The organism is Haloferula helveola, assembly GCF_037076345.1.
GTDB classification, from domain to species: domain Bacteria; phylum Verrucomicrobiota; class Verrucomicrobiia; order Verrucomicrobiales; family Akkermansiaceae; genus Haloferula; species Haloferula helveola.
Genome location: NZ_AP024702.1, coordinates 1,885,051 through 1,899,702, shown reverse-complemented (window position 1 = coordinate 1,899,702; position 14,652 = coordinate 1,885,051). Strand labels below are relative to the sequence as shown.

General features: G+C 58.7%; 8 protein-coding genes. All 8 read left to right on the top strand.

Going from position 1 to position 14,652, the window contains the following annotated elements; translation table 11 throughout:
• Nucleotides 1–422: 422 nt before the first annotated feature.
• The 8 genes from HAHE_RS06910 (at nt 423) to HAHE_RS06875 (ending at nt 14,636) form a co-directional block, all read left to right on the top strand.
• On the top strand, nt 423–2,366 hold the full coding sequence (locus HAHE_RS06910; protein ID WP_338689693.1) for a TIR domain-containing protein: 1,944 nt from the start codon (nt 423–425) through the stop codon (nt 2,364–2,366).
• A gap of 274 nt (nt 2,367–2,640) precedes the next feature.
• Complete coding sequence (locus HAHE_RS06905; RefSeq protein WP_338689692.1) at nt 2,641–3,345, top strand: hypothetical protein; 705 nt, start codon at nt 2,641–2,643, stop codon at nt 3,343–3,345.
• Between the two features lie 48 nt (nt 3,346–3,393).
• Nucleotides 3,394–4,455 (top strand): phosphotransferase enzyme family protein, encoded by a 1,062-nt coding sequence (locus HAHE_RS06900; protein WP_338689691.1) that lies wholly within the window; start codon nt 3,394–3,396, stop codon nt 4,453–4,455.
• A gap of 72 nt (nt 4,456–4,527) precedes the next feature.
• On the top strand, nt 4,528–5,691 hold the full coding sequence (locus HAHE_RS06895) for a VCBS repeat-containing protein (protein WP_338689690.1): 1,164 nt from the start codon (nt 4,528–4,530) through the stop codon (nt 5,689–5,691).
• 117 nt (nt 5,692–5,808) lie between these two features.
• Nucleotides 5,809–8,172, top strand: a complete 2,364-nt coding sequence (locus tag HAHE_RS06890; RefSeq protein WP_338689689.1) for a DUF1592 domain-containing protein — start codon at nt 5,809–5,811, stop codon at nt 8,170–8,172.
• 4 nt (nt 8,173–8,176) lie between these two features.
• A complete protein-coding gene (locus HAHE_RS06885) occupies nt 8,177–9,457 on the top strand; it encodes a DUF1552 domain-containing protein (protein WP_338689687.1) in 1,281 nt (426 codons plus the stop codon).
• Nucleotides 9,458–10,092: 635 nt separating this feature from the next.
• Nucleotides 10,093–11,241 (top strand): SIR2 family protein, encoded by a 1,149-nt coding sequence (locus tag HAHE_RS06880; protein ID WP_338689685.1) that lies wholly within the window; start codon nt 10,093–10,095, stop codon nt 11,239–11,241.
• A 5-nt stretch (nt 11,242–11,246) separates the two neighbouring features.
• A complete protein-coding gene (locus HAHE_RS06875; RefSeq protein ID WP_338689683.1) occupies nt 11,247–14,636 on the top strand; it encodes a hypothetical protein in 3,390 nt (1,129 codons plus the stop codon).
• The last annotated feature ends 16 nt before the right edge of the window (nt 14,637–14,652 follow it).

Sequence of the window (14,652 nt, the reverse complement as noted above, 5' to 3'; positions counted from 1 at the left end):
CATGCCGAATTCGAGTGGTTCGGCATCGGTGCGAATTGCCTAGCTGGCTCAATAAACGGGTTCGGTGGTTAGGGTGCCAATGTAAGAGTTTATGGCGACTAGTAGCAGAGAGGTCGGGGACTTCACGAAAGATCAGGATGGTTGGGGATCTAGAGTTGTCCGCAATCCTGAAGATATCGGGGCAGGCTTCTTCCCGATTCACGAAGTAGCCTGCATCGTGCGAAATTTCCGCGCGGGTGTCTGTCGCGCGGATCCCCGCTTATGTCGATATCGCTAGGTAGCTCCGCCATGAAAAGGCTCGAACTGAGTTGTTCCATGGATTCGGCTCATTTCGGTGCAATCTTGACGAGACGAGCAACTTTCTTAGGGTGATTTCAGAGCGTGCGAAGAGGAGCCACTTAGGAATGTATGAATCTAATTCAATGAAAATATTTATCAGTTGGTCTGGGCAACGGAGTCGTGTCATTGCAAATGCCCTGCACGAGTGGTTGCCGCGGGTTCTTCAGAATATCACCCCATGGCTCTCTGAGGAGGACGTCGAACCCGGCACTAGATGGGCAAATGCCATCGCCGACAGTCTCGGTGAAATCAATATGGGAATCTTCTGCGTCACACCAGAGAACGCATCGTCTCCGTGGCTCCTTTTTGAAGCAGGTGCAATCTCAAAGATATCATCTCAGGCAGTCGTGTGCCCGCTGCTATTCGACATGGGGAGGGCTGATCTTGATGGACCGCTCTCCCAGTTTCAGTCTGTGGAATTCAGCGAGGAAGGAGTCACGCAAATCGTTAAGAAGATCAATAGCCTTCGTAAAGATCCCCAAGATGAGAACTGGTTGTCGGAGCAGATATCAGTGTGGTGGGAAAGGCTGAGCGAGAAAATCTCTGAAGGGATGTCAAGGGAAGGGTCGGCATGGAAGGTGGACCTGGAAGCCGTAAGCGCCGAGTTTGAGAACGGCGTGTCGGGCTTGAGTCGGCATTCCGAAATGGAAGGGAACAAGTATTTTCGGGGAATTGTTATTGAGTCGATCCGTGAGCAAGTCTGTACGATCGGAGATCTGCGCGCTAGATCGGGGTCGATATCCTTGTCATATGACGCTTACCCCCGTTATCTAATCAACCTCTTGAAAAGGGACAAGGCGACAGTCAAAGCTTTGGCGGTTATTGACGTAGAGGAGAGGTTCTGGAAGGGGAGAATTGGGCAGACTATTCGAAACAGTACCGATAAGAACAGTACGCGGGTGTTTGTTTTTCAGTCGCCTTCGCAGATGGAAGAAAACGTTCATATTCTTCGTGACCATGCAAAGCAGTATAATGTCTACTCGATCTCTTTTGAGAACCTCACGAAGGGATTTCCGGATTTCAACTACGACTTTTCGGTAATTGGAGATATTGCTGCCAGAGTGCTTGCCAAATACGAGGACAGCGGAAACGAACATGTTTCGAGAGTGATCACATTTCACACGGAGAAAGATGAGATTTCTGCCCACGAAGACGCTCTTGGCGGGATCATAAAGGCGGCCGTGTCAGTGTCTGGAAACCCGGATGACGCCGGCTTGGTCGAGGCTACCTTCCGGCAGCCTGAAATGAAGGTCAGGTCGTTGCGCAAACAGGTTGAGATGTCCGCATACATCGACATACATCATTATCATCAGCACGAGGAGAAGCACGTTTTCTACCTCGAGATGGTGGACGAGATGATTTCCCAGTTTGAGAAACGCCGAGATGATAAGGAGAAGCAAATTCGGGTGCTGGAGTTTGGTGCGGGGACTGGGCTTTTTACGAAGCGTATTCTTCGAAGGGAGAATTTGGATTTGACTGCAGTTGAGTTGGATTGGGCGTGTTATAATCTATTGGGACATATCATCGACACCACATGTACCGAAGGGGAGTTGCGCAACATCAAGGCGCGTGCTGTGAACGAGGATAGCCGACGATACGATCCAGATGGAGAATTTGAGTACATTTTTTCAGCATTCGCTGACCATCATGTCAAGCCATACGACAAAGAAGATTACTTTCGAAATGTCAGACGAAACCTCAAGCGAGGAGGGAGATATATTGTAGGGGATGAGTTTCTTCGCTCATACGATAAAACGAGCGCTGAAGATCGGCGTGAAGCGCTTGTTGATTTCCACACCTTCGTCATTGAGGAGGCGAGGCGGCATGGTCACCAAGAGCTCGTCAAACTCGAGGAGGCGGCACTTGACTCTGGGCTGCGTGAGGTTGGCGACTTCAAGCTGTCTTGTGAAGAGTACGAGGAGTTACTGGCTGAGGCTGGATTTGTATTCGAGAAAAAGAAGATCGGGCCCGATGCGCCCGATGACATCGGCGGTATTTACGTCTATTCGATTGGATGTGAGGACTGAAGGGGTCGCGCCATGCAATTTGGGGTTTGCTACTGCCCGGTTTTGTAGGGAATGACAGACCATCACGATGACGACGAACGTCCGTGTCGCCGAGGCTACATTCTCGGATCATCGGTTCGGCAGCCGGTGGACCGGATCCTGTCAATCGCGCCCGATTCAAACTTTTGGTGCTCCGTTTTCGGAGAAGTTGCTTCGAATAGGGCTCGGATTTCGACGTCATACTTTTCGCATGCTCTATCAAACACTGCGGCAATCCCTATTTATTTTGGTGTGCTTGAGCGCCCCGTTCGCAATTGCGGCGGACTTCGTCACCACCCGGGCGACCGGCACGGTCAAAAAGGGCTACCCGCTGAAGGTGCCCGCCGGGTCGTTCGTGGAAGTCGTGCAAGTCGGAGGCTTCAACGCATCGGTGCCGTATCCGACGGTCAAGTTCGCGGACGGCCGCGTCGCCGACAATGTGATCGTCAACCAGCGGATCTTCCACGGCTTCAAGTTCGCGGGCGTGAGCCGGATCGAGTTCAGCGGTCTGTGGGACCATGTGATCCTGTGGAAGATCACGCCCGCCTCGGAGTTCGGGAAAGACGGCGCGAGTTATGTCACCGTGATCCCTGGATTGCCTCCGCAGAATCCGGGCTCCGGCTACGAGGTTCCCCCGAACCGGCTGCTGAGGGTGCTGCAGACGGTTGATTCGGGAGCGACGGGCACCGAGCCGAACTGGGCCTCGGTGAGGATGGATTCGTCAGTCTCCGGCCTGAGCTCCGGCGGTTATCTGCCGACGCCGAGCGAGGCGTTCCCATTTCTCACCGACTACTACTGCGACTATCTGACCACGATCGAAGTGCTGCCGGCCGCCAGTGCCGCGGCGGTCACGTTGACGGTCGAGCAAAGCGATGACCTCAGCCAGTGGATCCCGCTGAGGACCTTTCAGGTTGAGGCGGCCGAGGCCCAGCAGTTCTTCCGCACGACGATCGATCGCTAACTCCGGCTGCGGCTTGCAGCGGAGCGGACCGCGGGACACGCTCCCGCGATGAAGCCATTCGCCGATCTGACTTCCCGTGGCCAGGTGCTTCGTTTGAGGCCGGTGGCAGAGTCGATCTTGCGCGCCTTCGATTTGGAAGGAGCGCGTTTTTCGAAAGTCCGGCATTGGCAGAATACGACCTTCCGGGTGGATGTGCCGGCGCTGAGTCGTCCGTGGAAACTCGATGATCCTTTCGTACCGGGGCGTTTCCTCCTGCGGATCAGCCGGCCGCATGAGAGGACTACCGCCCAGGTCGCGGGCGAGGTGGCGTGGCTCGATGCCTTGAGCGCGGAAGGTCGCCTGACGGTTCCGAAGCCCTTGCACACTCCGGTCGGCGATTCGTGCGTGGAGGTGTCGAATGCCGAGCATGATGGACTCGATGGCGGTCATGCGGCGACGCGGGCCGGCGTGATGCTGCACTGGATGCCCGGCCGGATGGCGAAGCGGAAAGGCCGGACCCTGAAGCACATGCGAATGGTCGGGAACTCGATGGCGCTGCTGCACGATCATTCCTGCCGCTGGCGGGAAGGCTTGTCGTTTGATCGGCCGAATTGGAACTGCGACGCGATCATGGGCCACAATTCGGCCATCGGAATCGAGCCGGACGTTTGGGACGAGTTGCCCGCTGACGAACACGAGCTGCACGCCGAGTGTGAGGAACGGTTGCGTGCCGCGGTTAAGGCGCTTGGCCACGCTCCCGAGGTGCACGGGATCATCCACGCCGACCTGCATTTCGCCAACGTCCTGTTCACCGGTGGTGAGGCGCGGCCGATCGATTTCGATGACTGCGGTCAGGGTCACTATCTCTACGACATGGCTTCGACCCTGATGGGTTTCGACGCCGAACCCGGACAATCCGAGTGGCGGGAGGCATTCGTCGAAGGCTACCGGCAGAACCGTCCGCTCGATGACGATCAGCTCACCTTCCTCGACACCTTCATCGCCGCACGCGAGTCGACCCTGATCCTCTGGTGCCGCAGCAGCGCCCGGACCCGCGAGGCCTTCCGCAAGGCGCTTCCTGCATGGCGGGAGCGCGCGCTTCCGGAAATCCGGCGTCGGCTGGATGCCTGAGCCCGCGCCCCCGGGGCGCGATGTCGTGAAGATCGCAGACAAGAAAGCCGCTGCGGATTGCGTAACCGGGTGATGAGAGTATTGTGCCCGTTCATCGTCATTGCGGTTGCCCTGAGTGCTCGGGGGAACGCCGAAATCCCTCCAGCCGCGTTCCGGGCTCAGACGCTCGATGCCGAACTCGGCATCGGCTACGGCTTGTCCGTCGCCGACATCGATGGCGACGGGAAACTGGACATCGTGCTGGTGGATGCGAAGGAGACCGTTTGGTACCGCAATCCCGAGTGGACGAAGCACCGCATGACGGGCCATCTGACCCGGCGTGACCACGTTTGCGTCGCGGCGTGCGACATCGACGATGACAACAAGGCCGAAGTGGCGGTTGGCGCGGAGTGGAATCCGGGTGACACGAAGAACAGCGGCGCTGTTTTCACTCTGACCGCTCCTGGCGATCCGACGAAAGAATGGACGGCTCAGAAACAGCATCACGAGCCGACCGTCCACCGCATGCACTGGGTGAACGATGCGAGTGGTTGCTACCTCGCGGTCCTTCCGCTCCACGGTTGCGACAACGTCAATGCGGAGGGTGATGGGATCCTGTTCCTCGGATACGAGCCGGCGGCGGATCCCGCGGCGAAGTGGTCGACCTTCCTGCTCAACGACAGCTTCCACCTCGCTCACAACTTCGACGTGGTGAGTTGGACGAAAGGAGCGGGTGACTCGATGCTCGTCGCCAGCAAGGAGGGCGTGAGTCTTGTTCGAGGTCGCGAAGGCAAGGGAACCCTCCGGTTGACGACGAAGGGAGCGGGCGAGGTCCGGCTCGGCGAGCTGGAAGAGGGGCGCCGTTTCATCGCGGCCGTGGAGCCGTTCCACGGAAACTCCGTCGTGGTCTATCCGAGCCCGGCCGAGGGGCAGGCATGGGATTCGGGCAGGGTGGTGGTCGACGACTCACTGGCCGAAGGTCACGCGCTGGCTTGCGCGGACCTTCTCGGGCTGGGTTACGATCAGGTGGTTGCTGGCTGGAGGAAACCGAACGCCGAGAAGAAGGTGGGCATCCGTCTCTATGTCCCGGACTCGCACGACGGCACCTCGTGGAAGCGGCATGCCGTGATCGATGACAACACGATGGCCTGCGAGGACCTCAAGGTCGCCGACCTGAATTCCGACGGCAAGCCGGACATCATCGCGGCGGGCCGGGCGACCCGGAATCTCGTTGTTTACTGGAACGAGCGGGACTGAGCGAAACGCGTCGGGGCGCCCGGCCGGAATACCACACGTCTCAGGGCGGTGGGTGCCCGGTGCGATGAGTTTCGATAGATCGCGGGGCGGAATGGGGTAATTTCCACCGCCCGTCCCATGCCTTCGACCCGATCTTTTGCCCTGCTTTTCTCGCTCGCCGCTCCTGTTGCGGTCGGAGAGGGATTGAAGAAGCGCGTCGATCCGCTCCTTTACGAATACTGCTACGATTGCCACGACGAGGCGACCACCAAGGCGGGCCTGGATTTGGAAGCATTGCCGTTCGCTCCGAACGATCCGGCCAACTTCGCCCTTTGGCAGCAGGTCCACGACCGGGTGGAGCATCACGAGATGCCGCCGAAGAAGAAGGACCAGCCGACCGACAAGGAACGGCGAGAGTTGGTCGACTACCTGAAGACCGATCTTCTCGCCGCCGACCGGGCGGAGATCAAGGAACACGGACGGGTGCGCGGTCGCCGGCTGACGCGGGTCGAGTACGAGCACACGCTTCACGATCTGCTCGGCATCCGCATTCCGCTGGCCGACCAGCTTCCGGCGGATGAGTCGGACCACGAATTCGACAACGTCGCGGTCGGTCAGCAACTCAGCCATTTCCACCTCAACCAGTATCTCCAGGCCGCCGACATCGCGCTCGAGGAAGCCTTCGGCCGTCTTGAGAACGGCGACGAGAAGTGGAAGCGGACTTACTCGCCGCGCGAGCTGGCGACGGTCGGGCGGCAAGGCAATTACCGCGGCCCCGAAGAACGCGACGGCAAGGCGTGGACTTGGGCGATGCGACTGCAGTTCGTCGGCCGCATGATCGGAACCAACGTGCCCGAGTCAGGCTGGTATCGGATCACGATCAAGGACGTGGTGGGGGTCAATCCGGGACCTGACGGTGCCGTGTGGGCGTCGCTGCGGACGGGTGCCTGTGTCTCGAACGAACCGATGATGTATCCGGTCGCAAGCGTCGAGGCGACGCCGCAACCACGGGATCACTCGTACGTCGCGTGGATGCGGAAGGGCCACGTCCTCGAGCTGCGGCCCAACGAGGGAACGAACAAGTTCACCAACAAGGGGCAGAAAGGCGGCAAGCTGTTCTACAAAGGACAGGACTACCGGAAGGACGGCATTCCCGGAATCGGCTTCGGGCCGATCACCTTGGAGAGGATTTATCCGGGTGGGTCACGCGGCGAGCTGTTGAAGAAGCTGCTGCCCGGTGTGCCGCTCAAGGGTGACCAGCCGGCAGTCAAAGATGCGAACTTCGCGCTGTCGCGCCTGATCAGGAGCTTTGCCGAGCGCGCGTTCCGACGCCCGGTCACCGAGCAGCAGGTTGCTCCTTACATTGAGCTGGCGAACGCGAAGCTCAAGGAGACCCAGCAATTCGCGCCGGCACTCCGCGCCGGATATCAGGCGGTCCTGTGTTCACCGCGTTTTCTTACTTTCGTGGAAACACCGGGGCGGCTTGACGATCACGCCCTCGCCACGCGGCTCAGCTATTTCCTGTGGTCGAGCACGCCCGATGCGGAGCTTCGTAAACTCGCCGATGCCGGTCGGCTCCGCGAACCCGGCGTGCTCCATGGCCAGGTTGAGCGCCTCTTGAGCGACCCGAAGGCCGAGCGATTCATCGAGCACTTCACCGACCAGTGGCTGAACCTGCGCGAGATCGATTTCACCTCACCGGATCCGCGACGCTTCGGCAGCTTCGATCCGGTGGTGCAGGACTCGATGGTTCTCGAGACACGGGGGTTTGTCCGCGAGTTGCTCGCGAAGGATCTCAGTGTGAGGAATTTCATCCGCTCGGACTTCGCGTTCCTGAACACGCGCCTGCAGACCCACTACGGGATGAAGGACGTCACGGTCGTGCCGGGCAAAGGACTCCAGAAGGTGCCGGTGAAGCCGGGGCAGCGCAGCGGCCTCGTCACTCAGGGATCGATCCTCAAGGTCACGGCCGATGGATCGGTGACCTCACCGGTGCTGCGCGGCGTGTGGATCGGCGAGCGACTCCTCGGTCTGCACATCCCGCCGCCGCCGCCGAACGTCGGCGCGATCGAACCGGACATCCGTGGCGCCACCAGCATCCGCGACCAACTGGAGAAGCACCGATCCGAAGCATCCTGCGCCAGCTGCCACGAGAAGATCGATCCGCAGGGCTTCGCGCTCGAGAGTTTCGATCCGACCGGCCAGTGGCGGAGCCGCTACGGAAACTCGCCGAAATCCGCGAAGGTCGACCCGAGCGGCATCACGCCGGATGGAAGTACCTTCAAGGACATCCAAGGCTGGAAGGAAATCTACCACAGCCGCCCGGAGCAACTCGCCACCGCCTTCGCCGGCCACTTGCTTACCTACGGAACCGGTGCTCCAGTGCGGTTCAGCGACCGCGAGGCGATCGCCGGGATCCTGACCGAAACGAAAAAGAACGGCCACGGCGTCCGTTCCCTTGTTCACGCGATCGTCCGCAGCGAGCCCTTCCAACACAAGTGAGCGCATGAAGTCCTTCCATATCCATACCGGTGCCGCCCTGTCGCGACGCACCTTCCTTCGCGGCGCGGGAGCCGTGATGGGCCTGCCTTTGCTGGAAGCCATGACGCCCGCGTTCTCCGCGCCCGCCCGCACCCCGCAGCGCTTCGTCGGAGTCAGCCTTTACCTCGGTCTGCACGGGCCGAATCTCACTCCGAAGGGATCCGGTCGCGACTACACGCCGTCGCGCTACCTGCGTCCGCTGCAGGACATCCGCGACGACTTCACCGTCGTCAGCGGTTCGTCGCACCCCGGCGTCGTCGGCGGCCACACCGCGGAAAGCAGTATCTTCTCGGCCTGTCCGAACCAGCGCGGTGCCACCACGCGCAACACGATCTCGCTCGACCAGCTCATGGCCAAGCACCTCGGCCACGAGACGCGCTTTCCTTCCTTGGTACTGAATACCGGCACCGAGAAGAGTCCGTCGTACACCGAGAACGGCGCGATGATCCCCGCGATCAACGATCCGCGGAAACTGTTCGCCAGCCTGTTCGTCGATGACTCGCCGCAGGCGCGGAAGCGCAAGGGCGAGCTGCTTCAGGACGGCAAGAGCATCATGGACATCGTCGGTGAGGAGGCCAAGGCGCTCGAGCGCGAGGTCGGCTCCGGCGACCGCGAGAAACTCGATGCCTGGTTCACCAGCGTGCGCGAGTTGGAGCAACGGCTTGAGATGAACGAGTCGTGGGTCGAACGCCCGAAGCCGAAAGTCGGCAAGCCGCCGCGTCCGGCGGACCCGAACAACGCGGCCGACGTGAAGCGGGCTTTCCTCGACATCGCCCTGCTCGCGCTGAAGACCGACTCGACCCGCTTCCTCACGCTGCACTGCACCACCAACGGCGTCCGCTCGCTCGATGGTGTGGAGGAAAACTACCACGGGCTCAGCCACCACGGCCGAGACGAGGACAAGCTCGAGCAACTGACGATCGTCGAGCAGGCGATGGTCAACGCCTGGGCCGACTTCGTCCGTGAGCTCAAGGCGCATGAGCAGGGAAGGGGGCGTAACCTGCTGGACGACACCATGGTTCTCCTCACCTCGAATCTCGGCAACGCGTCGTCGCACGACAACAAGAACCTGCCGGTGCTCTTCGCCGGCGGCAGCTTCGAGCACGGCCGCCACTTGGCCTTCAATCCGAAGGACAACGAGCCGCTCCCCAATCTCTACCTCAGCGCCCTCCGCAGCCTCGGCCTCCAGGAAGAACGCTTCGCCACCAGCACCGGCGAGCTGAAGGGGCTGGTGAGGAAGGGGTAGCGCGCTGGCGAGCTGACCTTCCGGAGGTACCGAGCGGATCAAGGCTTTGGGAGTGCGAAGGTGTAAAGACCCAGAACTGGGTTCTGATAATTGTTCAGGTAATGTTAAGCGCCCCCGGTGGGAGATGCTAGCTAGATTTGGCGCGAATGGTTCACCCTGGATGGGCTTGAAAGGCTTGTTGTACATGACGATATTCTCTTGCGCCGATCGCCGTCGGAGGCAGATGCCGAATGCTCGGCAGATCGTGGCGTAGAACTGCCAGTTCCGTATTCGAGCGGTGTCAGTAATGGGAATGTAGAGGTAGCGGCCGATGCGATTGAAGGATCACAGTCAGGCAGCATCATCCATCTCCCTCCTCGATATCAGTGAATGACTAGTGGCACCCCAAAGTATGCCCGAAATCACCTACATAGCCATAAACTTGAGGAACTCGACGTTCCCGCTTGCGCCGTGCGCAAGATCTCTGTTAGCGATCTATCATAAACTTGTATGGGACTGATGAGTGGTCGATCCTCTTCCGAGCAAGCCGCCCGGTTGTTGGTGTGCCTGAGCCGGGACACAGGTACTTGGGGCACCTCAGAATCTCCCATCTGGCCTAAGCTCTCTCTATCCGTAGGGCTTGATCTTAGTAAACCATGAAAGCCGAGGCACCTACCCCCCCCCATTTTGAGGTTGTGGCAGATGCAGCCAAAAGAGGTCGTATTGCAGTATTCCTCGGTGCCGGAGTGAACTACGCGCAGCAACCCGCAGGAAGATCCTGGCGCCCTGAAGCTGAATACCTGCCTACGGGGAGAGAATTATCCCACTACCTTGCTCAAGCGTCAGGATTCCCTTCTCAGCTGGAGGTTCCGGAGTGCGCGGGCGTCCCCATTCCCCAGAATGGCGTAGCGGCGGGTGCTGGAAACTCGTGCCCGATCCGCCATGACTTTGTCAAGTCGGTCCGAGGTGTGCTGGAAGCGGACCTCGCTCAGGTATGTCAACACATCCAGACCAGTGCGAGAGGCAAGCTCAATCTCCCGTTAGAGCTCCAGCGAATTTTTGAGCGCGACTATGCGCCGACCTTGGTGCACGACGTGCTTGCAAAGTTGCCCTCGAAGTCAGAGCGCAACCGTGGATCGATCTTCATCACGACGAACTACGACACGGTTATGGAGTCCGCGTTGGCAGCGGCTGGAGAACCTTTCGACGTGGTTTACTATCGGGCACCAACAGTTGCCAACCCGGTGTGGTTGTATCACTGGAGAAACGCCCACGAGTATTATGAGGCCCGAAGATTGAAAACGCCTGCTGGAGTCATGCGCGATGAGACTCCTATTACCGCACTAGCTGAGTACGATGGGCTCCCCATCGGCTCGGATCAGCAACGCGGCTACCCTTCGATCGAACCCGAAGACAAAGCCCGGACTCTGGTAGTAAAAATACACGGGACCGTATCACCGGATGGCTTCGAGTCGTCGAGTTTTGTCATCAGTCAAAATGATTACATCCAGTTTCTGAGGACTGTCTCGACGAAGACACCGTTTCCCACCACGCTTGAGGATAGGTTAAAGGAGGTGCACTTCCTATTTGTCGGGTACGGACTCGGTGACTGGAACATACTGGCGATTTGCCAGAATCTCTGGGCCCGGCGAGGCGTTCCGAACCTATACAACTGGGCAATTCAGAAAGACCCTTCGCAAGCAGATATTGATCGGTGGGAATCTGCTTCGGACGGTTCTGCAACGATTGATTTGTTCAATCAGGATGGCGCCGAGTATGCCAAACAACTGAACCAGTATCTCTGATCGACGTGAAACCATTGGCTTCACCATTTGTAGGCCTAGCTCCATACACGAGGGAGTCGCGACGTTACTTCTGCGGTCGAGATCGTGAAGTGAGGCTTGCTGTGGCAAACGCGCGGGTCCGACGACACACGATCGTCTATGGGCCATCGGGCTGCGGTAAGTCGTCGGTATTGTGCGCGGGTCTGATCCCCGAATTGGAAAGGCATGGCGACAGAATCGATGATGCCGATGCGAGCTTCTGTGGTACCCCGCCGCCAGCGGTTCTGTTACTCCGGGACGAATGGGCGACCGACCCTTGGCGGTCGCTGTGCATGCGGGTGGAGGCACTCCCATCGTCCGAGGGGCTGAAGTTCCCGCGTCACTGGTTTCCCGCTTGCCATGCAGAGGATTCGAAGAAAGGGCGGAACTTGTCTCTGGCTTCCGCCCAATCACTGGTTCTGGTCTTAGATCAGTTCGAGGACTTGTTCATTCGGTTTCCGCAGATTGCGCAGCTTACGCCTGCCAAATTGCTCGATCTGGCCTCGCGCATGCGAGAGCCGGAACCTTCATTTGATGATCTTCCGGAGGAAGCCGCCTCCGGGATCAAGACCGCCGCATGCCTCATCGCGCTGTTGAATGATCCGGGAACACCGGTCAATGTCGTTTTGAGTTTGCGGGAGGACTTCCTGTCGCGATTGGACTGCTTCAAGGGACTGATTCCGGGTCTGTTTGATTCGACTCTGCGCATCCAGTTTCTTGATGAGGCGGGAGTCCGCAAGGTTATCGGCGAATCCTTGAGGCGGTGGACGGAAGACCATCAGGGTAAATTCGAGGCGGAGCCTGGACTTGTGGATGCGATTGTTGGTGATGCAGGGCTGAAAGTTCGTCAACTCGTTAGGGCCGGTGTCGATTCTCGCTACGAGACACCATTTCTCCAATTGAGTCTTGAACAAATCTGGATTGTCGACGCGTTGCATGGAGATCCTGATTGGATTTGTGATCCCGCGGGTGCCCTTCTGACAGAAGACACCTTCACGACTCTTGGCAACTCGCAAGGCGTTCGTTCCACATTCGTCGACAAGAGCTTGGCCGATCGCGTCGGCTCGTCAAATGAGCAACGCTGGCTTATCGAGGCTTGCCGCTTCTTGGTGTCGCGTAGCCAGAAGTTCCCGTGGATCGCATCGGAGCTTGTGAGGGAGATCGAGGAGCCTCTGACCCAAGACAACATCGAGCCTCCTTCGACCGCTGAGATGGTTGAACTACTGAGTCGCTTCACAGAGGTGCGGTTGATCACCCAGCTTCCATTCGACGACCAGCGTGATCCTGATGATGGTCGATTTGAGGTCGCTCACGATTCGCTGGCTGCTGATGTCTATCGGTGGCGGGTCGAACAGCTTTCGGCTCTTTCGAGCAAGCGAGTGCACGACCAGCGGGTTAAAGAGCTGATGCAACAGCAAGGCGACGAGCGTGCTGCTGACCGGGAGAAGGCACGAAAAGTCCAGAATCGGATCCTAGGTTTCGCGGCGGTGGTTGCGCTAGGACTAGCTGGGTGGGCTCTTAGTAACGCTCATCGAGCAAACAAAGAGACCAAGCGAGCAAACTTTGAGGCAAGCGAAGCGATTGAGGCAAGAGAGGACGCCGAGATTGCGAAGGCCGCTGCCGAGGCCGCCGCGGAGTCGGAACGGAACGCTCGAGCTGAAACCGAGAGGAAAGTGGACGAGCTGGCAGCGACCGCCGAGGAACTCGAGAGTAAGCTGCAAGAGAGTGAGCAAGTGAGCGCCAAGCTCACGGAGCAGCTCGATGAAGCCAACCGCGCGCGGGCAAACTTTGAAGCGATTGCAGCGGATCAAGCTAAAGTGCTCAGCGACATCCAGGATGTGCTGAGGGACTCAGAATCGACGCTAACCGCCGACCAGGAAAGGAAATTGAGAGACTCTGAGGAGCGAGTGATCGCGACCAAGGATCTTGCCAACAACGGGACTAAGCAGGTTGAAACGCTCGCCAAAACAAGCAGTGATCTGATCGCCCAGACTTCTCGGGCTCCAGAGGATGTGGTAGCCGATCCGAAAGCGCCGACTCTGGTTAAATCACTTGCTGCAAGCAATGACGCAATTACGGCTATTGCATTCTCAAAGGATGGTCGCCTTGCGAGCGCTGGACTGGACAACTGGGTACGAATCTGGTCTGCGGAAGGAGAGCAGTTGACCGAGTTCCAAGGCAGTAGCAGCAATGGGGTGAATTGCATCGCGTTCAGTCCTCTAGCTGAGCCAAATCAGCTCGTGGCGGGCAGCAGCGGCTCGACGGTTAGAGTTCGCGATCTGGTCGCCGAGACGACCCGAGCGTATGAAGGGCACAAAGATGCGATTACCAGTGTATGCTATCACCCCAATGGTTCTCGCATTCTATCGGCCAGCAATGATCAGACTGTCCAGATTTGGGATGCGGGTAATCTGAAGCAGTGGCGGACCGCATCGCTTGATGCGATGGTCACTTCAGCATCATTCGATCCCTTCGGGAGGCGGGTTATTGCCTCCACATCCGGAAATAGATCCATCATATGGACTCCCGAAAGTGATGGTATTCCCATTGAGTTGAGCACTGGAGGATCCGTTCCGAGCGGCGTTTTCAGTCCCGACGGATTGCTCGCTGCCACTGCTGGTGCCGATGATGGCACGATAGCTGTATGGAATGTCGAAACGGGAGCTAAGGTGTATAGTCTCAAAGGGCATGAGGGCAGGGTTTTTCAAGTCGCTTTTCATCCGAGGGAGGGCAAGATTGCGACAGCGAGTGGTGACCAGACTATCCGCGTCTGGGATAGCGCCACCGGGAAAATGGAGAGACGTCTCACTGGGCATCAGGGAGAAGTTCGGCACATTGCTTACAGCCCGGACGGAACGAAGTTGCTTTCAGGTAGTTCGGATGCGACGGCGAGGATCTGGTACGACGGGGAAGACCAAGCCAAGTATGTCCTGCGCGGACACTCCAGACGGATTACCGCTATAGCCTTCGATACTTCGGGGGACCGTATTGCGACTGCAAGCTTTGATGGTGGGGTGCAGCTATGGGACCTAACTGGGGACCAGGAAATCGGGCTTGATTCAGAGCCTGTTGGTTGGTCGCTTTATGGTTGGTTGGACCCCGATGTCGAGGCGCCAATGCTGCGGGCCCAGTCGTTCCGTCCCGAATCGGGTGAGCGCACGGCGATTCCGGAACGAGGGATGATAGTCATAGCTGAGGCAACGATGAATATCCGCGATAGCGTATCGCTCGGCGAGAATGGAAAGTGGGATCAAGGCACGCCAATTGGGAGGCTTCAGGAGGGCGACCGAGTGAAAGTTCTGGAGGTGAGCGAGCTTGATCCCAAAAGCGATCCGCCGGGGGTTTGGATTCAATTCAGCCGAACCTCGTCAGATTAGCACGTAAAATGCACGA